Below are 23,720 nucleotides of genomic sequence, written 5' to 3'. Positions count from 1 at the left end.
AGGTCAGGACAGCTTGGTCAGCTTGGCAAAGTTGCTCATGATCTTTTTGGTGCCCACCTTTTCAAAGGCAATCTCCACCAGATGGTCGTTGCCCATGGGGGTGACCGAGAGGATCATCCCCTCCCCGAAGACCTTGTGCTTTACCCGGTCCCCCGGGGAAAGAGCGATAGTGGTCCCGGTGTGCTGGGCGGCCACGCCGATGTTGTTTTGGGCGTGCTGGGGCCGCTTGGGGGCCACCTTGTTGCTGCCGGTCAACTTGCGGGCCAGAAGGGTCTGGTCGTGGACGTCGCACAGCTCTTGGGGCACCTCTTTTAAGAAGCGGCTTGGCCGGTTGCGGGCGGTCTGCCCAAAGATCAGCCGCTGGGAGGAGTTGCACAGGTAGAGCCGCTTTTTGGCCCGGGTGATGCCCACATAGGCAAGGCGCCGCTCCTCCTCCACTTCGGCGGGGTGGTGCATGGCCTGGATACCGGGGAAGATCCCCTCCTCCATCCCCACAATAAAGACGTTGGGAAACTCCAGCCCTTTTGCAGAGTGGAGGGTCATCATCACCACCGCGTCAGTGTCGGCGTTATAGCTGTCCAAATCGGTGTAAAGGGCGATCTCCTCCAGGAAGCCGGAGAGGGTGGCGTCCTCGTTCTCCTCCATGTATTTGACCATGTTGGATTTTAATTCTTCGATGTTTTCGATCCGGCCCTGACCCTCAAACCCCTGCTGCCGCAGCATGGTGAGGTAGCCGGTCTTCTCCAGCAGGCCGTCCAGGGTCTCCACCAGGGAAACCTCATCCACCTGGGCCATCAGGTCCTGCATCATCCGGGCAAATTCCAACAGCGGCCGGGATTTCTTGGAGAGGGGGGCGTACTGGTCGCTTTCCGCCATCACTTCAAAGAGGCCCATGTCCAGCTGGGCGGCAATCTCCTCACAGGTGGCCAAGGTGGCGTCGCCGATGCCCCGCTTGGGCTCGTTGACGATCCGTTTCAGCCGCAGGGTATCCCGGGGGTTGTTGATGACGCTCAAATAGGCGATGACGTCTTTGATCTCCTTGCGCTCATAGAACTTCACCCCGCCGATGATCCGGTAGGGGATGGCGGATTTGACAAAGGCCCGCTCAATGGCATTGGACTGGGCGTTCATCCGGTAAAGGATGGCGTTGTCGGAGAATTTGCCGCCCTCGTTCACCCCAGCCATGATGGTCTCCGCCACGAACTTGGATTCCTCCAGCTCGTCATTGGCCCGGTAGACGGTGACCTTCTCCCCGGCCCCATTGTCGGTCCACAGGGTTTTGCCCTTGCGCTCGGTGTTGTTTTCAATCACCGCGTTGGCCGCGTCCAGGATGGTCTGGGTACAGCGGTAATTCTGCTCCAGGCGGATGACCTTGGCCCCGGGGAACTGCTTCTCAAAGCTCATGATATTCTCAATGGTCGCCCCGCGGAACTTGTATATGCTTTGGTCGTCATCCCCCACCACGCAAATATTGTGGTGGCGCTGGGCCAATAGACTAACCAGCATATACTGGGCGTGGTTGGTGTCCTGGTACTCGTCCACCATGATGTAACGGTACCGGTTCTGATAGTGTTCCAGCACCTCTGGGTTCTCCAAAAACAGGCGGACCGTCAAGGTGATGATATCGTCAAAATCCAGGGCATTGGCGGCTTTCAGCTGCTTTTGGTACCCGTCGTAAACCTTGGCCATGACTTCGTTGCGATAGTCCCCGCCGGCGGCACTTAGCATCTCCTCCGGGGTAGTCATCCGGTCCTTGGCCTGGCCGATAAAGGAGAGGATCGACCGGGGGCTGAAGGATTTTTCATCCACCCGCAGCGCTTTGAGCTGCTCTTTGATCACCCGGATGGAGTCATCGGTATCATAGATGGTAAAGCTCCGTCCATACCCCAGGTGCTCAATCTCCCGGCGCAGGATCCGCACGCAGGCAGAGTGGAAGGTGGACGCCTGGATGTCCGCCGCATCCTCCCCCAGCATGGCAAAAAGCCGCTCTTTCAGCTCCCCGGCGGCCTTGTTGGTGAAGGTGATGGCCAAAATCTGCCAAGGCTTAGCTGGGCGGCAGGCGATCAGCTCCCGCAGGCGGCCGTCGTCCTCCTCAGAGCCGTCTGCCACACGCTCCAGGAAGTCCATGTCCTCTTCGGTGATATAGGGGGGGACGTCCTCCTCCCAATAGGCGTTGCCGAACTCCACCAGATTGGCGATCCGGTTGACCAAAACAGTGGTTTTGCCGCTGCCCGCACCCGCTAGGATGAGCAGCGGCCCCTCCACCTGGAACACCGCCTGACACTGCATATCGTTCATCCGGGCAAAGCGCTGGGTCAGGATTTTCTGCTTATACAATTGAAAACGATTGGAACATTCTGTGATCATAGATGGAACTCCCTTGCTGCGGCTGCATGGGCAGCCAAGTCCTATGGCTTCCTGGCTCAAAAAAAGAGATGCAGCGGAACTTCTCCCCGCATCCCGGTTCAGGGGCCCTCCCTCTTTTCTGCATTGGGCTGCGCCTGCCCCCAAAGGGCAGAGCGGGAGGTCCGGCAAATGGTCCCCATGCCTCCTTCGCCTCGATTGTGGGGTAAAAGGCAGGCCGGCGAACCTAGAAAAGGCATACGAATTGCCATTGCCGTTATTATAACACAAAACAGGGCAAATTGAAAGAGCGCAGCCCTCATTCCAGCAGGAGTTTTGCCAATCCACACTCTTTTTTGCCGGACCGCCGCCCGGATTTTTTCCCGGTGGGCCGTTGCTTTTTGCAAAGAAAATCGTTATACTAAAAATCGGCAAGAACTTCTAATATTTTACAATGAGGTGAAATTATGTCTTCCTTCGCATGGAATGTAACGGGGGCCACTTTAGGGGCCATGCTTCTCCCCTTCCTTTTCAGCCTTTTAAAGGCCGTTGTGGTATTCGCCATTGGCTGGGCGCTGATCAAATCGGCCATCTCTTTTGTGCAGAACCTGCTGCGCCGCTCCAAGATCGACGTCACACTGCATGCCTTCATCTTGTCGATTGTCCGCATCTCACTGATTGTACTGTTGGCTTTGACCTGTTTGCAGATTCTAGGGTTTGAGATCACCACCCTGCTCACCGCTTTGGGCGCAGTCGGCTTAGCCATCTCCCTGGCGGTCAAGGACAGCCTTTCCAATCTGGCGGGCGGCATCCAAGTATTGCTGACCAAGCCCTTTGCCGTGGGGGATTACATCGCCGCCGACGGGTTTGACGGCACCGTCAAGGAGATCGGCATCACCCACACCATCTTGACCACAGTGGACAACAAACGGGTCTACCTGCCCAATGGGGATGTGGCCAAGGCGAAGATCACCAACTTTTCCAGCGAACCCACCCGCCGGCTGGATCTGACCTTTTCCATCGGGTATGGGGATGACTTCAAGCAGGCGGAAGCGATTATTGCCCAGCAGGTGGAGAAGAGCGGCCTGGCTCTCACCGACCCCGCTCCTTTTATCCGGGTTTCCAAACACGGGGAAAACAGCATCGATCTCACCTGCCGTGTGTGGGTCAACAGCGCGGATTACTGGACCCTCCACTTCTTCCTGCTGGAGGAGGTCAAACTGGCCTTTGACGCTGCTGGGATCAATATCCCCTACCCGCAAATGGATGTGCACATCAAAAATAATGAAACGAAATAAAGGCAAAATAAAAGGGATGGGCGTCTGCCCATCCCTTTTATTTTGCCTTTATTCCCTAAAACTAGAGGGTCATCCCCTGGAATTTCTGTTTTGCCTGGTTGACCTTGTTTTGGTCAGCGGGTTCGGTGGCGTACCAGCCCCGTTTCTGCATCTCGGCAAACACGTCGTGCTGGATTTGATGCTCCTCATCCAGGAGGTTCATAAACTCGGCAAGCAAAGCGGGGGTGGCGCACTCGTTGGCAAAGGCGTTGTACCCATCGGTAATAAACTTCTGGGAAGAAAGGGCGTCATCCATCATTTCACGGTCGGAAAAATTGCAGTTGTTCGGCATTTGGTTTCCCTCCTAGTTCAAGTGGCTCAGCAGGCGAGAGAAGTGGCTCTGGTGTTTGGAGGCGATCTCCTCACACTTGGTGCGGATCTGGGGATCGGTGCACTGCTGTGCATACAACTTGTATTTCTTAACCAGGTTTTGCTCCACCGACAGCTGATCTTCAAGGGCGGAGAGTTCTTTGGAAGTCAGGTTGGCCATATCGGTCCCTCCCAATTTTTTGGAATTGCGCCGCCTTGCCGCCGAAAACACTCAGTTGCGGGAACGGTCTTCCCTGGCAGTCGATTCGGCCGCACAGCGCCGCTTTGTTAGATTTCCCCTTGAAAGCGCAGCTAGCCGAGACAAAAAATTCCCCTTCCTCCGCCCTTTGGAGGATTTGCCAGATCTTTGCAAAGGCTTTGCCAATCCCGCTGGAACCAGCCGTGAATCTGGTGGGATTCCCCTCCCCTTCCAGCATCTGACATGAGTTTTGGTTAAGGCCTTCCAAGGGATTGGGCCAAGATTTCCCTTACCAAAACTTAACTTTGAAAATTCCTTTTTTGGACGGTATAATGGCAACAAACCTAGGAAAGTGAGGGAAAAAAATGAAACCAATTTCAAAAAAACTGCTCCTGCTGGCCTGTGCGGCTCTGGCAACCTCCTCTATGGCGGTCACCGCATTTGCACAGCCTCAGGTGGCCGACTTCCGATGGGGTACGACCATTTTTTCTAATTCCACCCAGACCTACCAAGGCAGTGGGTACAATACATCCTCCCTACAGGATCTTTTGAAAAACTGCCGTCCCCAACTAGGCGGGTTCGGCTGGGTTCAGAACATCATTGGAAGCGGCTGCACTGGGAATTCCAATTGCAGCGGCAACCACTGGGGTTCCTGCCGGCCAAGCTATCCGGGCTGTGGCCAGCTTCCCGGCGATGATGACATCATCGGCGGCGATCGGCCAGAGGTTCCCGATGTGCCGAACAAGCCGGAGACACCGGAAACACCGGATAAACCCAATGTCCCCGACGATGGCGACACCTTGGCGGCCTATGCCAAACAGGTGGCGGACCTTGTAAACCAGGAGCGGGCCAAGGCCGGCCTCTCCCCGCTGAAGGTGGATGTCACTGTACAATCTGCGGCTCAGGTCCGCGCCAAGGAGATCGTCTCCTCCTTCTCCCACACCCGCCCCAACGGCAGCAGCTTTTCTTCTGCCCTGACAGAGGCTGGTGTCAGCTTCCGCGGCGCCGGTGAGAACATCGCCTATGGCCAGTCCTCCCCCGAAAAAGTGATGGAGGGCTGGATGAATTCCTCCGGCCACCGCGCCAACATCCTAAACAGCAGCTACACCTCCATCGGCGTTGGCTGTTACCAGGGCGCTGGTGGCACCCTCTATTGGACCCAGCTGTTCACCTACTAACTTTGGATACCTCCCTGTAGTGAAAGAGCCCCCTTCCGGCTGGAAGGGGGCTCTTGCCTTCGATCATCCAAACGCCAAAACAGCCCCAAGGGAATTCCCCCAGGGCTGCCGCAATCAGTGTTTGTGGGTGGAGGAGGTGACAAAACCGTCGAAAAAATCCCCCAGGTATTGGAAGGCCTTTCCGGTGCCGATGGCCACACAGTCCACCGGGTCCTCCGCCAGGAAAGCGTTTACCTTTGTGTAATGGGAGATCAGCCGGTCCAAGCCATGGAGCATTGATCCGCCGCCGGTCATCACCAAGCCGTTCACCGAAATATCCGCTGCCAGCTCCGGCGGGGTCTTCTCCAAAATCTGCTGGACGGCCACTACAATGTTCATCGCCTGTTCCAGCAGCACTTCCTTCAGCTCCGACCGGGTGATGGTCAGCTTCTGGGGCAGGCCGGTGCGCAGGTTGCGGCCTTTGATGTCGGTGGAGATATCCTCGTCCTCGTTAAAGAAAACGCTGCCGATCTCCATTTTCAGCCGTTCGGCCATCTTTTCCCCGATGAGCACGTCATAGGTGGAGCGGACATACCGGACAATGGCCTGGTCGAACTTGTCCCCTGCCACCTTGAGGGAGGTTTTGCACACCACCCCGTTGAGGGAGAGGACGGCGATGTCGGTGGTTCCTCCGCCGATGTCCACAATGATGTGTCCGTTGGGCTTGGAGATGTCGATCCCCGCGCCGAGGGCAGCTGCCACCGGCTCCTCAATCAAATAGACCTTCCGGGCGCCGGCGGCCACAGCGGCATCCACCACAGCCCGGGATTCCACTTCGGTGATGCCGGAGGGGACGCAGATGGCCACCCGGGGCCGGATGATCTGGTTTCCCCCCACCTTGCGCAGGAAGGACTGAATCATCTTCTCGGTGCTGTTGAAATCGCTGATGACCCCATCCTGCAAGGGGCGGACTGCCCGAATCTTATCCGGAGTGCGGCCCAACATCCGGTACGCTTCTTCCCCTACACTGAGTACCTCGTCGGTTTTGGTGTTGATGGCCACCACCGAAGGCTCTTTGAGCACAATGCCCTGGGTGCTGTCATAGACCACGACAGTCGCGGTGCCAAGGTCAATTCCCAGATCTACAGAAGCCATATCTATCATCCTTTCCACCTAGCGGCGCTTGTTCCCTGCAAAGAAGGCCCTGGGCAATCCACGGCTTTCTTTGCCGCCAGCCCAGCTTGTATAAACAACCTATTCACAAAAGATCATTATACCGGTTTTTGTCCAGTTTTTCAACTGGATTTCCCGTTTTCTTTAAGGTTGCCGCCAAGGTGAGGGCCACCACCCTCTGGGCGCCCATCTCTTTCAGGGCCAGGGCACAGGCGTGGAGAGTGGCCCCAGTGGTGGCCACGTCGTCAATCAAAAGCACCGAACCCTCCAATTTCCCCTCTCCGGATCGGTAGCTGCTCACCGCGTTGAGCCGCCGCCCCAGGGCGGAGAGATGGTGCTGGGTCCGGGTCTCCTCCAGCCGCAGGAGAGCGTGGGGCAGGTTTGGAATTCCCAGCGCCTCCGCCACCCGGCGGGAGAGAAGCTCGGTTTGGTTGAATCCCCGCTTCATCAGCTTTTCCATGGTGGTGGGCACCGGCACCGCGGCGGTGAACGCCTCTTCTGGGTAAGCCCTTTTTAAGGCATCCACCATCAGGCTGGCAAAACAGTCCGCCTCCCAATCACGGCCGGTGTCTTTAAACCCGAGGATGGCCCGCTGCACCCTTCCCTCATAATAAAATGGGGCGCAGAAGCCGTCAAAGGCCTGGTATCTGGCGTTGTCCCACTCCCCTTCGCCCAGCCAAGGCAGATAGGGACGGCATCGGGGGCAGGAGGGCTCTTCCCGGGTGGTCAAGCGGCCGCAGAACACACACCGGGGCGGGAACAGGGCATCGAGAAAGCGGGACCACAGCCCGCGCCGGTTATCCTTCCCCATGGCCAGCCGCCTGGATCAAATAGGTCTTTAAATTGGTGTAGCGCAGAGTCTTTTTGTCGTTCTGGACCATCCGTGCCACAGTAGATGCCTGTCCCAGAAGGATCAGCCTCTTTTTGGCCCGGGTGACCCCAGTGTAGAGCAGATTCCGGTAGTGGAGCTTGCTGTGGTAGCCCATCAGCGGCATCACCACCGATTCAAACTCGCTGCCCTGGCTCTTGTGGACGGTGATGGCGTAGGCCAGGTCCAGCTCGTCGGCCATGTCGAAGACATACTGGGCCATCCGGTCGTCGTACCGCACCAAAATGGACTGGGAAGGCCGGTCGATCATCTCGATTACCCCGATGTCCCCATTGAACACCCCCATGCCCTCATCGCCGTCATCCCGGCTCCAGACGATGTCATAGTTGTTGCGGATCTGCATCACCTTGTCCCCCTCCCGGAAGATGGAGGAACCGAACTTAAACTCGGTCTTTTGCGGGGAGGGCGGATTTAACACCTGCTGGAGCTGGCGGTTCAGTTCCACAGTCCCCAGGGCGCCCACCCGGCTGGGGGAGATCACCTGGATATCCCACATGGGGGAGCACCCGTAGGCCTTGGGGAGACGGACGCTGCACAGGGACAGCACTGTGGCCATCGCCCGGTCAGAAGAGGGCTGGGGGAGGAAGAAGAAATCGTTGTCCTTGTGGGAGAGGTCGGGTAGTTCCCCGCTTACAATGGCGTGGGCGTTGGTGACGATCAGGCTCTCAGCCGCCTGGCGGAACACCTCGCTGAGGTGGACCACAGCGATGACGTCCGAGTCGATCAAATCCTTGAGGACGTTGCCTGCCCCCACCGAGGGGAGCTGATCTGGGTCCCCCACCAGGATCAGCTTGCTGCCCAGGCGCAGGGCCTTGATCAGCGATTCAAACAGCTGGATGTCCACCATGGACATCTCATCCACCACCACTGCGTCAAAGGGGAGGGGGTTCTTCTGGTTGCGCTTAAATTTATTTTTTCCGCTCTCATCCTGGAAGTCCACCTCCAACAGCCGGTGGATGGTCTTGGCCTCCCGGCCGGTGACCTCGCTCATCCGCTTGGCGGCCCGGCCGGTGGGGGCGGCCAAGGCCACCTTGAACCCCCGCTGCTCCAATAGGGTGATGATCCCGTTTAAGGTGGTGGTCTTGCCGGTGCCGGGGCCGCCGGTGAGGATCAAAACGTCCTGGAAAAAGGCGGTCTCAATGGCCTTGCGCTGCAGCTTGGCATAGGCGATGCCCAGCTTTTTCTCCAAGGCGTCGATGTCTTTGTTCAAATCCTCCGGGGGGTTCATGGTCAGCTGCTCCATCATGGCAAGGCGACCGGCCACGTAGGTCTCCGCCTGGTAAAACTGGGGAAGGTACAAAAACCGCTGGCCCTCCACCGTGTCGCTGACCAGGCTCTTCTCCTCCACGAGCTCGTCCACCAGGGAATCCAGCTCCAATTCCTCATCTCCCAAGAGGGAGCGGGTGGCCCGCAGCAGCTTGTTCTGAGGCAGGCAGCAGTGGCCCCCGCTGAAGGTGTTGTGGCGCAGCACATACAAAATGGCCCCTGCCATCCGGCAGCGGCTGTCCATAGGCAAGCCCAGTTGGGTGCTGATGGCATCGGCCTCCTCAAATTTGAGTCCGATCTCCTCGCAGCAGAGGGCGTAAGGGTTCTCGGAGATGATGTCGGTGGCCAGGGTGCCCCACAGCTTCCACACCCGGATGGAGGCGGCGGGGTCGATGCGGAAGCGGGAGAGGAAGAGCATCACCGCCCGGATGCCGAAGATCCGCTTGTACTCCTCCTCGATCTCCTCTGCCTTTTTGGGGGAGATGCCCCGGATTTCGGTGAGGCGGCGGGGCTGTTTTTCAATTACCTCCAGGGTCTGGTCCCCAAAGGCGTCCACCAGGCGGCGGGCGATGGCCGGGCCAATCCCCTTGATCGCCCCGGAGGAGAGGTACTTTAAAATCGCCCCAGAGGTGGCGGGCAGGGTGCGCTCTACAATGGCGGCCTTGAACTGGCTGCCATAGGTGGGGTGGGTGACAAACTGGCCGGTGACCTTTAAAGTCTCCCCGATGTCCACCTGGACCAGTTCCCCCACCACCGTCAGCAGCTCTTCATCGGTGGCCAGCTCCAACACAGTAAAGCCGGTGTCTTCACTGTGGAAGACAACCTCCTCCACGCTGCCCTCAATTGTTGTAATTTTGCTCTCTGCCATCCCGCTTTTTCCCCTTTATTCCGTTTGCTCTTTCCCTAGTATAGTATACTTCGGAAGGTTTTGCAAACCTCTGTTCCCTCCATCAGCTCCAACAGCTGCTGGGGTGTCAGGATGCGGGCCCCGCTCTCCTGGGTGCAGAACGCCCGGCAAATCGCCAGGGTTTCCTCATCCGCCCCCATGTCCAGGATGAGCAGCCAGTTGGCATTGGCCCAATAATCCCACCGCATAGTGGAAAAGGCCCACCGCAGCACCTGCTCCGCATCCTCCATGTGGCCGCTGACCGGGATCATGGTGTAAAACCGGTGCATCCCTTTGGGGCGAAGCATCCACTGGCACACATAGCCGATCACCTGCACCAGGCCCAGGCAGAAGAGGATGCCCACTGTCAGCCAAAAAATGAGTTCGGTCATACCGTTTCCTCCATTCTCGGGGAAAAAATCCCCTGTGGTGCATCTTATGAGGGGGCATCCCCTTTGGTGAAAAAGGCTGTTTTTGAAAAATCCACCGTTTTGCGGAAAAACACCACCCTATCTTGGGAAAATGCCTTTTTCTTTGGGCTATGGCCATTGGTCTAAATCTCCTACAGAAGGCCCTTCTTTTTGGGAAATTCGCCGGGAAGCAATCGGTCTATTTTTGCCCACCATATAAGAAACTACCCCTTTCCACCAAAGTAGGGGGGAAACCTTTCTCATAAAAAGGAGGAATTTTTGTGAAACGTTTTATCACTACACTGATTGCCGCAGCTATTTTAACCATGGGCCTTGCCGCTTGTTCCAACCCCAGCGGGGGGAATTCATCCAGCTCCCTGCCCCAGTCCAGCGAGGCCGATGTCTCCTCCGGCAGCAGCCAACAACCGCAAGAGGATGGCAAGTCCGATTCCTCGGATCTCACCTATTCCAGCGATGACCTAGGCATCGCCTTCAGCCTTCCGGAAATACTGCGCGGCCATTCCAAAATCCTGACGAGCCAACGGGAAGCCTATGGGGAAACGGTGGATGTTGTTTCCCTTTACTACATGGAAGGGCCGAACCTCCCGGAATCGGATGTCCACATCCTAACCATCGAAATCATGAGCCAGCAGTGCTGGGAAAAAACAAAAGCAGAAGGCGGCCCCTTGGGCACCGAACTGACCACCTCCGAGGATGGGCGGGTAGCGGTTATGACCACCCTCCAATCCAATCCGTTCAGCGAGTCGGAGGAAGCGTATGACCTCTTTAACCAGCTACCTAAAGAATTGGCGGCGGTGTCGGAAAGTTTCCGCTTCCTGACCAGGTAGTCCCCCACCTTCCCAAAACTATCCCTTTCTAGTAAAATGAAAGGGAATCAAACAAAGGGAGGCGATGGCCGTGAAACAGCTCATCCTCATAAACGGGACTATGGGCGCGGGGAAAAGCGCCGTATCCAATCAGCTTCTGCGCTTGCTGGCCCCTTCGGTTTACCTGGATGGGGACTGGTGCTGGAATATGAACCCCTTTGTGGCAAATGGGGAAAATAAGGCGATGGTGCTTGACAACATCGCCTATTTACTGCGGTCCTTTTTGTCCAATTCCGGGTACCAATATGTCATCTTCTGCTGGGTGATCCACCAGGAGGAAATATTTGAGGAGATCTTCTCCCGCCTGGAGGGGATGGAATACCAGCCGGTGAAAATCACCCTGGATGTCTCCCCCGGCGCCCTGTGTCAGCGCCTCCTGGGGGATGTACGGGCCGGGGTGCGGCAGGAGGACGTCATTGAGCGGAGCCTCGCCCGCCTGCCCCTCTATGAGAAGATGGACACCGTCCACCTGGATGTGAGCCGGCGCACCCCTGAGGAAGCTGCCCAATGGATCGCTTCCTTTGTTCAGGAAGGGGATGGCACCTGTGGGTAGGATGCTGTTCTGCCAGATCTCCCCCCTCACCTATCAGATCTCGGTACAGAAGGGGATTTTCCTTCGCAACCTCAAGGACTTGTTTTCCCACGTCCATTTTGCTAAAAACTATTCCCTGCGGCCCCTCCCCTACTGCTGCTACAGCCACCGGTCGCTGATCCGGCGGCGGCTGCAAAACGTGGATTTACAGCTTCAGGAGAACAAGGCGGTAAATCTCTCCCTGGCGGCACCCAAGGTGAACGGCATCCTTATCCGCCCGGGGGAGACCCTCTCCTTCTGGCATCTGGTGGGGAGCCTGACCGCCAAAAAAGGCTACCGGGAAGGGCTGACCATCGAAAGCGGCGTCCCCTCCCAAGGGATCGGCGGCGGGATGTGCCAGTTTACCAACCTTATCCACTGGATGGCCCTCCACAGCCCTTTGGAGGTGGCGGAACACCATCACCACAACGGGATCGACCTCTTCCCCGACTTTGGGCGGCAGCTGCCTTTTGGGGTGGGCACCAGCATTTTTTACAACTACCTGGATTACCGGCTGTACAACCCCACCGATGCCACCTTCCAACTGTTTGCCTGGGTGGAGGGGGAGTATCTGTGCGGGGAGCTGCGGTGCAGCCTCCCTCTGCCAGTGAAATACCACATCCGGGAGGAGGAAAGCTATTTCACCCGGGAGGCGGATGGGGTCTACCGCCACAACAAGGTCTACCGCAGAGGGGTGGATAAAGCCACCGGCAGCATCTTGTTTGACCAGTTGTTGCTGGAAAACCATTCCCGGGTGCTGTACGACCCAGGGCTTGTTGACCCGGAACGGTTTCTCTCTGTGCAGTAAACCAAAGAGCCCCCTGTTCCCAGCTGGGAACAGGGGGCTTTGTGCTGTCAAATACTATTTGGTCAGGGCGGCAACTGCCTCTTTCAGGGCGTCCACCTTGTCCCGGTTTTCCCAGGCAACACCCAGATCCTCCCGGCCCATGTGGCCGTAGGCCGCCAGTTTGCGGTAAATGGGTTTGCGCAGGTCCAAGTCCTTGATGATGGCCGCTGGGCGCAGGTCGAACACCTGGGCGACTGCCTTTTCCAAGATCTCATCGGATACGGCGCCGGTGCCGAAGGTGTTGACATTGATGGAAACGGGATGGGCAACGCCGATGGCATATGCCAGCTGGATCTCACACTTATGGGCAAAGCCGGCCGCCACAATGTTCTTGGCTACATAACGGGCGGCGTAGGCAGCGGAGCGGTCCACCTTGGTGGGGTCCTTTCCGGAGAAGGCACCGCCGCCGTGGCGGCCGTATCCGCCGTAAGTGTCTACAATAATCTTCCGGCCGGTGAGGCCGCTGTCCCCCTGAGGCCCGCCGATGACAAACCGGCCGGTGGGGTTGATGTAGTACTTGGTCTCCCCATCCAGGAGTTCTGCGGGGATAATGGGTCGGATCACTTCCCTGAGGATGTCCTCCCGGATCTGTTCCAGGGTGACCTCGGGGGAATGCTGGTTGGAGATGACAATGGTGTCAATCCGCACCGGGCGGTCATCTTCATACTCCACGGTGACCTGGGTCTTGCCATCGGGCCGCAGGTAGGAGAGGGTGCCGTCTTTGCGGACTTTTGCAAGCTGTTTGGCCAGTTTGTGGGCCAAGCTGATGGCCATGGGCATCAATTCCGGGGTCTCATCGCAGGCATAACCGAACATCATCCCCTGGTCGCCGGCTCCAGTGACCAGGTCGTCCTGAATCTGGGCGTTTTTCGCCTCCAGGGCATTGTCCACACCCAAGGCGATGTCAGTGGACTGCTCATCGATGGTGGTGATCACCGCGCAGGTGTCGCAATCAAAGCCGTATTTGGCGCGGTCATAGCCGATCTCCTTGACAATTTCCCGGGCCAGCTTGGGGATGTCCACATAACAGCTGGTGGAGATCTCGCCCATGATGGAGACAAGGCCGGTGGTGCAGGTGGTCTCGCAGGCCACCCGGGCGTAAGGGTCCTTTTCCAGCATGGCATCCAGGATGCCATCGGAGATTTGGTCGCAGATTTTATCGGGGTGGCCTTCGGTCACCGATTCGGATGTAAATAGATATTTTGCCATGGGGTCCTCCTTTTTGGTTTAAAAAGCCTGTGAAATTGCCTCCTGTTTCCCCGGGCAAAAGAAAATGCCCGGCAAAAACCGAGCATCTATCAGAATCCTCATCTCTCGGTTTTATCCGCAGGATTTAGCACCTTTGCACACTGTGCAGGTTGCCGGGTATCATAGGGCCTGTTCCCTCCACCACTCTTGATAAGGGGCAATATTCAATTTACAAGACAATATTCTACAAGATTTTATGGCATTTGTCAAGGGAAAACTTTTCCTCTTCTTCTCCCTAAAGGGAACGGGTTCCCCCAAAAAATGGGAAGGAACCCGCTCTATTTTAATCCCCATGGGCGATAATGCCGGAAATCTTCTTGTACACCAGCATGGTGATCCCTGCATTGGCCCCCGCCTTTATCAAATTGAAGGGGATGATAACCGGCACCAGAATCTCCAAGACCCCCTCCCGGGGCATACCGGTGAAGATGGGGGTGAAGATCAAATTCCAAACCACCATCATCCCTGTCATGGTCAGCACCCCGGCCACCAGCGCCAGGACCGCTGTCCGCTTGCTCTTGCCATGGCGGTAGATGTTGCCGGCCACAAGGGTGAAGGAACCGGTGGCAAAGATGTGCATCAAAATCCCAATCCATCCGCTGGCGGCGCTGACTGTCACCCCCTGAATGGTGCTCGCCAGCACGGTCAGCAGGAAACCGGCCCCCGGCCCATACAAAAAGGTGCAGATGAAAATCGGGATGTCTGCCGGGTCATATTCCAGGTAAGGGGCGACGGGAAAGATGGGAAAATGGACGAGGTAAACCAGCACCACCGAAATGGCGGCCATCATTCCCATAGTGGTCAGCCTGCGGATGGGGTTGGAGGTGTGTTTCTGTGTAGTCCGGTCCATATAAATCCCCTCCTATTGTCCTTTGATGATGGGTGAAATCTTTTTGTAGATGCAGAAGGTAATGGCCACACTGCACATCCCTTTTAGAAAGGTAAACGGCATGTTAAACCATAGAAGAGCCTGCCACAGGTTCTCCACATGGGGATTGATGGCCCGGTACATCCCCAGAATGGCCTCCATGGGCATGAAGGCGGTGTAGATGGGGTAGACCACATAATAGTTGGAAAAGACGCTGCACACCGCCATAGCCGCCGCCCCGATGAGGGAGCCCACCAGCGCCCCTTTGCGGCCCTTGATTTTGCGGTAGACAATCCCGGCGGGCGCCACGAACAGCGAACCCAGCAGGAAATTGGACAGTTCCCCCACCCCGCCGGTGGTGGTGAAAAAGAGGTTGACCAGGTTTTTCACCAGGCAGACGGCCACCCCGGAGACAGGGCCCAGGGCAAAGGAGGCGATCAGAGCCGGCAATTCGGAGAAGTCCATCTTGATGAAGCCGGGCATCAGCGGCACATTGAAGCTGAAAAACATCAGCACCGACGAGACAGCCGCCAGCATAGCAGTCATCACCATCTTGCGGGTTTTCCGGGTCCTTGAGGAGTAAACGGTGTTTGTCATTTGGTTAAAACCCCTTTCTGATAAGAGGTCTGCTCGGGGGAATGAAATGCGCCTGGAAACCCAAAAGTTCCCAGGCGCCATGGATGCAAAAATGCACCTGTTTCTTTCATCCGGACTGTACCGTCGGTTTCGGAATCGCACCGAATCCTGCTAAAAAGCTCGCGGACTTGTGGCCATCGGCCCATCACCGCCGGTGGGGAATCGCACCCCGCCCTGAAACAGACAATATATGTATTTCGGCTATCAGTATAGCCTTTTCCCGCCTTGTTGTCAACAGGTATTTCCCCCGCCGCTGGAAATTTTTCTGGTGCGTCTTCTTCTATTCTGCCTCTCTCGCCATATGCGGAGGTGGGGCAATCCCCCGCCCCGTGACACTCTTCCGCCCTTTCTTTACATCCAAAGATACAGCCGCGAACAAAGAAAACAGGCGCCCCAAATGGGACGCCTGTTTGAAAATCCAAAGACTATTCGTTGATCTTGATGACAACGCCGGAGCCTACGGTGCGGCCACCCTCACGGATAGCGAAACGCAGACCTTCCTCAATAGCGATGGGGGTGATCAGCTCAACATCCATCTCCACGTTATCGCCAGGCATGCACATCTCAACGCCCTCGGGCAGAGCGACAACGCCGGTAACGTCAGTGGTTCTGAAGTAGAACTGAGGTCTGTAGTTGTTGAAGAAAGGGGTATGACGGCCGCCCTCTTCTTTTTTCAGGATGTAAACCTGGCCACGGAATTTGGTGTGGGGATGAATGGAGCCGGGTTTGCACAGAACCTGACCTCTCTGGATCTCGGTTCTCTGAACGCCGCGGAGCAGGGCACCAATGTTGTCGCCAGCCTCAGCGTAATCCAGGATCTTGCGGAACATCTCGATGCCGGTAACGACAACTTTTCTCTTCTCATCGGTCAGACCAACGATCTCAACCTCATCGGAAGTTTTCAGCTGGCCTCTCTCCACTCTACCGGTGGCGACGGTGCCGCGGCCGGTGATGGTGAAGATGTCCTCGATGGGCATCAGGAAGGGCAGGTCGGCTTTGCGCTCAGGGGTGGGGATGTAAGCGTCGACAGCGTCCATGAGCTCCAGGATCGGTTTGTAAGCAGGATCGCTCAGATCGTTGGGAGCTTCCAGAGCCTGCAGAGCGGAACCTTTGATGATCGGGATATCGTCGCCGGGGAAGTCGTAGGAGGACAGCAGCTCGCGGATCTCCATCTCAACCAGCTCCAGCAGCTCGGGATCGTCAACCTGGTCGGCTTTGTTCATGAATACGACGATGTAGGGAACACCTACCTGACGGGACAGCAGGATGTGCTCACGGGTCTGAGGCATGGGGCCATCAGCCGCAGAAACAACCAGGATAGCGCCGTCCATCTGAGCAGCACCGGTGATCATGTTCTTGACGTAGTCAGCATGTCCGGGGCAGTCAACGTGAGCATAGTGACGTTTGTCAGTCTCGTACTCAACGTGAGAAGTGTTAATTGTGATGCCGCGCTCTCTCTCTTCGGGAGCTTTATCGATGTTCGCATAGTCAACGAACTCCGCTTTGCCCTGCAGACCAAGGGTCTTGGTGATAGCAGCGGTCAGAGTGGTTTTGCCGTGGTCAACGTGGCCAATGGTACCAATGTTGACATGAGGCTTGTTTCTTTCAAAATGTGCCTTTGCCATGAATGTTTCCTCCCTTATATCAGGTAAAAAATAGCTTCCGTTTCAGGATTGCACTACAATTTGTATTGTAGCAAGTATGCGCTAAAAAAGCAAGCCCAAAACACAGAATTAGTCTTTTTTGGTGCGGGTGCTGATGATTTTCTCTGCGATGGATTTGGGCACTTCAATGTAGTGAGAAGGCTCCATGACATACTGGCCGCGGCCCTGGGTCTTGGAACGCAGGTCATTGGAGTAGCCAAACATCTCAGACAGAGGAACGAACGCACGGATCTCCTGGGCGCCAAACACGGCTTCCATGCCCTGGATCTGGCCGCGGCGGGAGTTGAGATCGCCGATGACGTCGCCCATGTAATCCTCGGGGACGTTGACCGTCACCTTCATGATGGGCTCTAGGATGCAGGGGTCAGCCTTGCGGCAAGCCTCTTTAAAGGCCATGGACGCACAGATCTTAAACGCCATCTCAGAGGAGTCGACCTCATGATAAGAGCCGTCGTACAGGGTGACTTTGACATCAACCACCGGGTAGCCAGCCAAAACACCGGCCTGCATAGCGCCCTGGATACCTTGGTCAATGGGGCCAATGTACTCTTTGGGGATAGCACCGCCCACGATGGCGTTGACGAACTCGTAGCCCTTGCCGGACTCGTTGGGCTCGACTTTGATTTTTACATGGCCGTACTGGCCTTTACCACCGGACTGACGGGCGTATTTGTGATCCACGTCGGCCAGTTTGCGGATGGTTTCTTTGTAGGCAACCTGGGGTTTACCCACATTGGCTTCCACCTTGAACTCGCGGAGCAGACGGTCCACGATAACTTCCAGATGTAGTTCGCCCATACCGGCGATGATGGTTTGTCCAGTCTCCTGGTCGGTGTAGGTCCGGAAGGTGGGATCTTCCTCAGCCAGTTTGGCCAGGCCGATGGCCATCTTCTCCTGGCCGGCTTTGGTCTTGGGCTCGATAGCCAGGTCAATAACCGGCTCGGGGAACTCCATGGACTCCAGGATGATGGGGTATTTGGGATCGCAGAGGGTGTCGCCGGTGGTGGTGTTTTTCAGGCCAACTGCGGCATAAATATCCCCTGCGTAGCAAACCTCAATATCCTTCCGGTGGTTTGCATGCATCTGCAGAATACGGCCCATTCTCTCAGGATTCTGCTTGGTGGAGTTGTACACGCTGCCGCCGGCGTTGATGGTGCCGGAGTAGACACGGAAGAAGCACAGCTTGCCCACATAGGGGTCGGTTGCGATCTTAAACGCCAGAGCGGAGAAGGGCTCTTTGTCGGAAGCGTGGCGCTCTTCCTCTTCACCGGTTTCGGGGTTCACGCCCTTGATGGCGGGAATGTCGGTGGGAGAAGGCATGTAGTCGATAATGGCATCCAGCAGTTTCTGAACGCCCTTGTTGCGGTAAGAAGTGCCGCAGCAAACGGGGACCATGGTGTTGGCCAGGGTGCCTTTGCGGATACAGGCTTTGATCTCCTCGACGGTGAGTTCCTCACCCTCCAGGTATTTCATCATGCACTCTTCATCCTGCTCAGCAGCGGCTTCGATCATAGCAGCGCGGTACTCGTTGGCCTGCTCCAGCATATCCTCGGGGATCTCTTCCACACGGATATCCTTGCCCAGGTCATCGTAGTACACATAGGCTTTCATCTCCACCAGGTCGATGATGCCTTTGAAGAACTGCTCCGAGCCGATGGGCAGCTGGATCGGGACAGCGTTGCATTTCAGCCGGGCCTTCATCATTTTAATTACGTTGTAAAAATCAGCGCCCATAATGTCCATCTTGTTGACATAGGCCATTCTGGGAACCTGATATTTATCTGCCTGACGCCATACGGTTTCAGACTGGGGCTCAACGCCACCCTTGGCACAGAAAACTGTTACAGAACCATCGAGTACTCGAAGAGAACGCTCAACCTCTACGGTAAAGTCAACGTGACCGGGGGTGTCGATGATATTAATGCGGTGGCCATTCCAGTAGGCGGTGGTAGCAGCGGAAGTGATGGTAATACCTCTCTCCTGCTCCTGAACCATCCAGTCCATGGTCGCGCTGCCGTCGTGGGTCTCACCAATCTTGTGATTGATGCCTGTGTAATACAGGATGCGCTCAGTGGTGGTGGTTTTACCAGCGTCAATGTGGGCCATTATGCCGATGTTACGTGTCATTTCCAAAGAGACATCTCTTGGCATATAGTCCTCCTTAAAATCTCGACTCAATTTTACGATATGCTGCCCCATGGGTCCATGAGGCAGCATACCATAAAGCAATTGCTATTAGCGGGATACGACTACCATCTGTAGTGAGCAAAAGCCTTGTTGGCCTCAGCCATCTTGTGGGTGTCGTCACGCTTCTTGCAGGCGCCGCCCGCTCCGTTCAGAGCGTCCATAATCTCGCCGGCAAGTCTTTCTCTCATGGTTCTCTCAGAACGGCTTCTGGAGTAGGTGGTGAGCCAGCGCAGACCCAGGGTCTGTCTTCTCTCAGGACGCACCTCCATGGGAACCTGGTAGGTGGCGCCGCCGACACGGCGGGCTTTTACCTCCAGCACGGGCATGATGTTTTCAAGAGCCTGCTCGAAAGCTTCCAGGGGCTCTTTTCCTGTTTTTTCACGGACAATGTCGAATGCACCGTATACAATCTTCTGGGCGACGCCTTTTTTGCCATCATACATGATGTTGTTGATCAGGCGGGTCACCATTTTGGAATTGTACAGTGGATCTGGCAAAACATCACGTTTTGCTGTTTGACCTCTTCTTGGCACTTCGCTTCCCTCCTTCATAGAATGATATCATAGGTACTCGAAAGCGACAAAACTCCCGTTGCACCGCAAAAAGGCCATTTTATATTCATAAAATGCCTTGCGGCAGATGACTTTATTCATCTAATACGAGGTTTTATTACTTCTTGGCACCAGCCTTTGGACGTTTGGCGCCGTATTTGGATCTGGCCTGCATTCTCTTGGCTACGCCCTGCGCATCCAGAGTACCACGGATGATGTGGTAACGCACACCGGGAAGGTCCTTTACACGGCCGCCACGGATCAGCACCACGCTGTGTTCCTGCAGGTTGTGGCCGATACCAGGAATGTAAGCGGTAGCCTCGATGCCGTTGGTCAGTTTAACTCTTGCAACTTTACGAAGAGCGGAGTTGGGCTTCTTAGGTGTCTGTGTTCTGATTGCTGTACAAACGCCTCTCTTTTGAGGAGAATTCTGCTCAATGGCAACTCTCTTTTTGGAGTTCCATCCTCTCAGAAGAGCGGGAGCGGTGGATTTCTTCTCGATAACCTCTCTGCCTTTGCGGACCAATTGGTTAAAGGTTGGCATATTTGCACCTCCTTGCATCTGTAATATATATCAAAAGCGGCCATGGACAGATTGCCCATGGCCGCGCTTGACCAGATATGAGCACTCTCACCCTGCTATTCTACCATTGTGCAGCAGTGCTTGTCAACAGGGAATCGCCCTATCTTTTGGTTAAAATACTGATTTTCTTTGGTAAATTTCGCCTATTCGCCGATTAAAGAGGCCACGGGATCGTTTTGCGTCTTGATATAGACATCCTCTTCGTCCACAAGTCCGGTACCGGCGGGGATCAGCTTACCAATGATGACGTTCTCTTTGAGGCCCATCAGCGGGTCGACCTTGCCCTTGATGGCGGCTTCGGTCAGCACGCGGGTGGTCTCCTGGAAGGAGGCCGCAGACATGAAGGACTCGGTGGCCAAGGAGGCCTTGGTGATACCAAGCAGAACAGGGGTGCTGGTGGCCTTCTGGCGGTTGCCGCCGTCCTGGGCGTTGAGCTGGTCGATTTCCTGGTTGATGCGCAGGAACTCGGATTTCTCCACCTGGCTGCCGGCGATCAGGCTGGTGTCGCCGCCGTCGTCGATGCGGACTTTGCGCATCATCTGGCGGACGATGACCTCGATGTGCTTGTCGTTGATGTCAACACCCTGGGTGCGGTAGACGCGCTGGACTTCCTTGATCAGGTAATCCTGCACCGCCAAATCGCCCATAACCGAGAGGATCTCGTTGGGCTCGATGGAGCCTTCGGTGATCTGGTCGCCCTTCTTGACACGGTCGCCCTCTTTCACCCGCAGGGTGGAGCCGTAGACAACCTGACGCTCAAAGACGTCGCCGGTCTCAGGGTTGGTGACATAGACAAAATCGTTGCCCTTGGGGTCCTTCTCAAAGGAAACCACGCCGTCCAAATGGCTGATGATGGCGGAAGTCTTGGGCTTTCTCGCCTCGAACAGCTCCTCAACGCGGGGCAGACCTTGGGTAATATCCGCAGCGGATGCAATACCGCCGGTGTGGAAGGTACGCATGGTCAGCTGGGTACCGGGTTCACCGATAGATTGGGCGGCGATGATGCCCACTGCCTCGCCGATGGCCACCGGCTGGCCGTTGGCCAGGTTGGAGCCGTAGCACTTGGCACAGACGCCGTTTTTCGCCTCGCAGTTGAGGATGGAGCGGATCTTCACCTCGGTGATGCCGGCGGCTACAATCCGTTTGGCGTCGTTTTCATCCATCATCTTATCCCGGGTGACCAGCACTTCGCCGGTTTTGGGATCCACCACGTCATCAGCCACATAGCGGCCCAGGAGACGCTCGGACAGCTCCTCAATGGGACGGCCGCTGTCGATGATATCCACGGCGACAATGCCCTCATGGGTGCCGCAGTCGTGCTCCCGGATGATGACATCCTGGGAGACGTCTACCAGGCGGCGGGTCAGGTAACCGGAGTCTGCGGTACGCAGAGCGGTATCAGCCAAGCCTTTGCGGGCGCCTCGAGAGGACTGGAAGTATTCCAAAATGTTCAGGCCTTCCCGGTAGTTGGATCGAATGGGGATCTCGATGGCCCGGCCGGAGGTGTTGGCGATCAGGCCGCGCATACCGGCCAGCTGGCGGATCTGGTCCATAGAACCACGGGCACCGGAGTCGGCCATCATGTAGATGGGGTTATCCTCGCCGAAGTATTTGCCCAGCTCGTCTTTGACCTTGGCGGTGGTGTCGTTCCAGGTCTTGACGACCCGTTCATACCGCACATCGTCGGAGATGAAGCCGCGCTCGTACTGGCGGCGGATGCTGTCCACCTGCTTCTCCGCCTGCTCCAAAAGATCCTTCTTGGTGGGCGGGATGATGGCGTCGCAGACCGCGACGGTCAGGGCGCTGCGGGTGGAGTATTTGAAGCCCTGGGCTTTCACCCGGTCCAACACCTCGCTGGTGCGGCTGGTGCCATGGACCCGGATGCAGCGGTCGATGATCTTACCCAGCTCCTTTTTGCGGACCAGGAAAGCGATCTCCAGGTTAAACTGCTTGTCGGAATCGGTGCGGTCCACATAGCCCAGGTCCTGGGGGATGGGATCGTTGAAGATGATCCGGCCCACGGTGGCGTCGATGATCTTGGTCACCTTGGTGCCGCCGATCTCCCGGGAGACGCGGACTTTGATGGGGGCATGCAATCCCACCACACCGGACTGGTAAGCCATCAACGCCTCGTTGAAGTCGCGGAACACCTTGCCGGCGCCCTTCTCGTTCTCCCGGACCATGGTCAGGTAGTAAGAACCCAGCACCATATCCTGAGAGGGCACTGCCACCGGGCGGCCGTCGGAGGGTTTGAGCAGGTTGTTGGCGGCCAGCATCAGGAAGCGGGCCTCGGCCTGGGCCTCAGCGGACAGGGGCACGTGGACGGCCATCTGGTCACCGTCAAAGTCGGCGTTGTAAGCGGTACACACCAGAGGGTGCAGCTTCAGGGCGCGGCCCTCGACCAAGATGGGCTCAAAGGCCTGGATACCCAGGCGGTGCAGCGTTGGGGCGCGGTTCATCAGGACGGGATGGTCCTTGATGACCACTTCCAGCGCATCCCACACATCCTTGACGGTGGCCCGCTCCACCATCTTGCGGGCGTTTTTGATGTTGGTGGCCACCTTCTGATCCACCAGGCGCTTCATGACAAAGGGTTTGAACAGCTCCAGGGCCATCTCCTTGGGCAGGCCGCACTGATACATTTTCAGCTCGGGGCCGACCACGATAACCGAACGGCCGGAGTAGTCGACACGCTTACCCAGCAGGTTCTGGCGGAAGCGGCCCTGCTTACCTTTGAGCATGTCGGAGAGGGATTTCAGGGGACGATTGTTGGGGCCGGTGACCGGGCGGCCGCGGCGGCCGTTGTCGATCAGGGCGTCCACCGCCTCCTGGAGCATCCGCTTCTCATTGCGGACAATGATATCGGGTGCGCTCAGTTCCAGCAGCTTTTTGAGGCGGTTGTTCCGGTTGATCACCCGGCGGTACAGGTCGTTGAGGTCGCTGGTGGCAAAGCGCCCGCCGTCCAGCTGAACCATGGGGCGGATGTCTGGGGGGATGACCGGGACCACATCCAGGATCATCCACTCGGGCTTGTTGCCAGAGGTGCGGAAGGCCTCTACCACCTCCAGCCGTTTGAGGAGCTTCGCCCTCTTCTGGCCGGCGGCGGTTTTCAGCTCCAGCTGCAGATCCTCGCTCAGCTTGTCGAGGTCCAGATCCTCCAGCAGGCGTTTGACCGCCTCGGCGCCCATGCCCGCTTCAAAGTCATCCTCATAGGCTTCCCGCATGTCGCGGTATTCCTTTTCGGTGAGGAGGGTGTATTTTTTCAGGTTGGTGGTGCCGGGGTCGATCACCACGTAGGAGGCGAAGTACAGCACCTTTTCCAAAAGGCGGGGAGACATGTTGAGCAGGAGGCCCATCCGGGAAGAGGTTCCCTTAAAGTACCAGATGTGGGAAACCGGTGCGGCCAGTTCGATGTGGCCCATCCGCTCCCGGCGCACCTTGGAACGGGTGACCTCAACGCCGCAGCGCTCACAGATCTTGCCCTTGTACCGGATGCGTTTGTACTTGCCGCAATAGCACTCCCAGTCCTTGGTGGGGCCAAAGATGCGCTCGCAGAACAGGCCGTCCCGCTCCGGCTTTAAGGTGCGGTAATTTATGGTCTCGGGTTTTTTGACCTCGCCATAGGACCACTCCCGGATTTTTTCCGGCGAAGCCAAACCGATTTTAATTGAGTCAAACACGTTAAATTCCATATACACGACCCCTCCTT

General features: G+C 56.7%; 20 protein-coding genes and 2 riboswitches. Of the genes, 5 read left to right on the top strand and 15 right to left on the bottom strand.

The features are described from left to right. Positions 1–3: 3 nt before the first annotated feature. Positions 4–2,367: an ATP-dependent helicase gene (locus BQ5353_RS10385; RefSeq protein ID WP_071428163.1), complete on the bottom strand. Its 2,364-nt coding sequence runs from the start codon at positions 2,365–2,367 to the stop codon at positions 4–6. 443 nt (positions 2,368–2,810) lie between these two features. Between BQ5353_RS10385 and BQ5353_RS10380 the strand changes: the two genes are divergently transcribed. Then, positions 2,811–3,641 carry a mechanosensitive ion channel family protein gene (locus tag BQ5353_RS10380; protein WP_083386474.1) on the top strand — a complete coding sequence of 277 codons (831 nt, stop codon included), beginning with the start codon at positions 2,811–2,813 and terminating at the stop codon, positions 3,639–3,641. Positions 3,642–3,702: 61 nt separating this feature from the next. Here BQ5353_RS10380 and BQ5353_RS10375 read toward each other — a convergent pair whose 3' ends face one another. Together BQ5353_RS10375 and BQ5353_RS10370 are read right to left on the bottom strand one after the other, a co-directional pair. Continuing rightward, positions 3,703–3,972, bottom strand: a complete 270-nt coding sequence (locus BQ5353_RS10375; RefSeq protein WP_054331634.1) for a spore coat protein — start codon at positions 3,970–3,972, stop codon at positions 3,703–3,705. A gap of 12 nt (positions 3,973–3,984) precedes the next feature. Continuing rightward, the gene (locus BQ5353_RS10370) at positions 3,985–4,170 is read right to left on the bottom strand and encodes a hypothetical protein (RefSeq protein ID WP_054331633.1); all 186 of its coding nucleotides are present in this window, start codon (positions 4,168–4,170) and stop codon (positions 3,985–3,987) included. Between the two features lie 383 nt (positions 4,171–4,553). Between BQ5353_RS10370 and BQ5353_RS10365 the strand changes: the two genes are divergently transcribed. Next, a complete protein-coding gene (locus tag BQ5353_RS10365; protein ID WP_071428161.1) occupies positions 4,554–5,366 on the top strand; it encodes a CAP domain-containing protein in 813 nt (270 codons plus the stop codon). A 114-nt stretch (positions 5,367–5,480) separates the two neighbouring features. On the opposite strand, the gene mreB is transcribed toward BQ5353_RS10365, so the two are convergent. The 4 genes from mreB to BQ5353_RS10345 all read right to left on the bottom strand — a co-directional run bounded on the left by mreB (position 5,481) and on the right by BQ5353_RS10345 (position 9,951). Next, complete coding sequence (gene mreB, locus BQ5353_RS10360) at positions 5,481–6,500, bottom strand: rod shape-determining protein (protein WP_152916844.1); 1,020 nt, start codon at positions 6,498–6,500, stop codon at positions 5,481–5,483. A 103-nt stretch (positions 6,501–6,603) separates the two neighbouring features. Then, positions 6,604–7,329, bottom strand: a complete 726-nt coding sequence (locus tag BQ5353_RS10355; RefSeq protein WP_054331630.1) for a ComF family protein — start codon at positions 7,327–7,329, stop codon at positions 6,604–6,606. Next, positions 7,316–9,541, bottom strand: coding sequence for an SF1B family DNA helicase RecD2 (gene recD2, locus BQ5353_RS10350; RefSeq protein WP_071428159.1), 2,226 nt, complete (start codon positions 9,539–9,541; stop codon positions 7,316–7,318). The genes BQ5353_RS10355 and recD2 overlap by 14 nt, the downstream gene beginning before the upstream one ends. A 35-nt stretch (positions 9,542–9,576) precedes the next feature. After that, positions 9,577–9,951 carry a hypothetical protein gene (locus BQ5353_RS10345; protein ID WP_071428157.1) on the bottom strand — a complete coding sequence of 125 codons (375 nt, stop codon included), beginning with the start codon at positions 9,949–9,951 and terminating at the stop codon, positions 9,577–9,579. A 299-nt stretch (positions 9,952–10,250) separates the two neighbouring features. Between BQ5353_RS10345 and BQ5353_RS10340 the strand changes: the two genes are divergently transcribed. The 3 genes from BQ5353_RS10340 (at position 10,251) to BQ5353_RS10330 (ending at position 12,235) form a co-directional block, all read left to right on the top strand. Then, positions 10,251–10,817, top strand: a complete 567-nt coding sequence (locus BQ5353_RS10340; protein WP_054331628.1) for a hypothetical protein — start codon at positions 10,251–10,253, stop codon at positions 10,815–10,817. Between the two features lie 70 nt (positions 10,818–10,887). After that, a complete protein-coding gene (locus BQ5353_RS10335) occupies positions 10,888–11,409 on the top strand; it encodes an AAA family ATPase (RefSeq protein WP_071428155.1) in 522 nt (173 codons plus the stop codon). A 1-nt stretch (position 11,410) separates the two neighbouring features. Beyond that, positions 11,411–12,235 (top strand): VanW family protein, encoded by an 825-nt coding sequence (locus BQ5353_RS10330; RefSeq protein ID WP_231358629.1) that lies wholly within the window; start codon positions 11,411–11,413, stop codon positions 12,233–12,235. Positions 12,236–12,289: 54 nt separating this feature from the next. Here BQ5353_RS10330 and metK read toward each other — a convergent pair whose 3' ends face one another. The 8 genes from metK to rpoC all read right to left on the bottom strand — a co-directional run bounded on the left by metK (position 12,290) and on the right by rpoC (position 23,703). After that, entirely contained in the window at positions 12,290–13,483 is a 1,194-nt protein-coding gene (gene metK / locus BQ5353_RS10325) for a methionine adenosyltransferase (RefSeq protein WP_071428154.1), read from the bottom strand. A gap of 95 nt (positions 13,484–13,578) precedes the next feature. Next, positions 13,579–13,679: riboswitch (SAM riboswitch) on the bottom strand. 126 nt (positions 13,680–13,805) lie between these two features. Further along, complete coding sequence (locus BQ5353_RS10320) at positions 13,806–14,372, bottom strand: ECF transporter S component (RefSeq protein ID WP_071428153.1); 567 nt, start codon at positions 14,370–14,372, stop codon at positions 13,806–13,808. A 12-nt stretch (positions 14,373–14,384) separates the two neighbouring features. Next, on the bottom strand, positions 14,385–14,987 hold the full coding sequence (locus BQ5353_RS10315; RefSeq protein WP_071428151.1) for an ECF transporter S component: 603 nt from the start codon (positions 14,985–14,987) through the stop codon (positions 14,385–14,387). A 94-nt stretch (positions 14,988–15,081) separates the two neighbouring features. Continuing rightward, positions 15,082–15,212, bottom strand: a riboswitch (FMN riboswitch). Between the two features lie 239 nt (positions 15,213–15,451). Next, on the bottom strand, positions 15,452–16,651 hold the full coding sequence (gene tuf, locus BQ5353_RS10310; RefSeq protein ID WP_071428149.1) for an elongation factor Tu: 1,200 nt from the start codon (positions 16,649–16,651) through the stop codon (positions 15,452–15,454). A gap of 108 nt (positions 16,652–16,759) precedes the next feature. Continuing rightward, positions 16,760–18,841, bottom strand: coding sequence for an elongation factor G (gene fusA, locus BQ5353_RS10305; RefSeq protein ID WP_054331624.1), 2,082 nt, complete (start codon positions 18,839–18,841; stop codon positions 16,760–16,762). A 98-nt stretch (positions 18,842–18,939) separates the two neighbouring features. Beyond that, complete coding sequence (rpsG, locus tag BQ5353_RS10300; RefSeq protein WP_054331623.1) at positions 18,940–19,410, bottom strand: 30S ribosomal protein S7; 471 nt, start codon at positions 19,408–19,410, stop codon at positions 18,940–18,942. Between the two features lie 136 nt (positions 19,411–19,546). After that, positions 19,547–19,972: a 30S ribosomal protein S12 gene (gene rpsL / locus BQ5353_RS10295; protein ID WP_054331622.1), complete on the bottom strand. Its 426-nt coding sequence runs from the start codon at positions 19,970–19,972 to the stop codon at positions 19,547–19,549. A gap of 182 nt (positions 19,973–20,154) precedes the next feature. After that, complete coding sequence (gene rpoC / locus BQ5353_RS10290) at positions 20,155–23,703, bottom strand: DNA-directed RNA polymerase subunit beta' (RefSeq protein ID WP_071428147.1); 3,549 nt, start codon at positions 23,701–23,703, stop codon at positions 20,155–20,157. Positions 23,704–23,720 lie beyond the last annotated feature (17 nt).

Source organism: Merdimmobilis hominis, from assembly GCF_900104615.1.
Taxonomy (GTDB): domain Bacteria; phylum Bacillota; class Clostridia; order Oscillospirales; family Ruminococcaceae; genus Merdimmobilis; species Merdimmobilis hominis.
The sequence above is the reverse complement of the archived record's forward strand: the minus strand, read 5'-3'. Positions and strand labels throughout refer to the sequence as shown.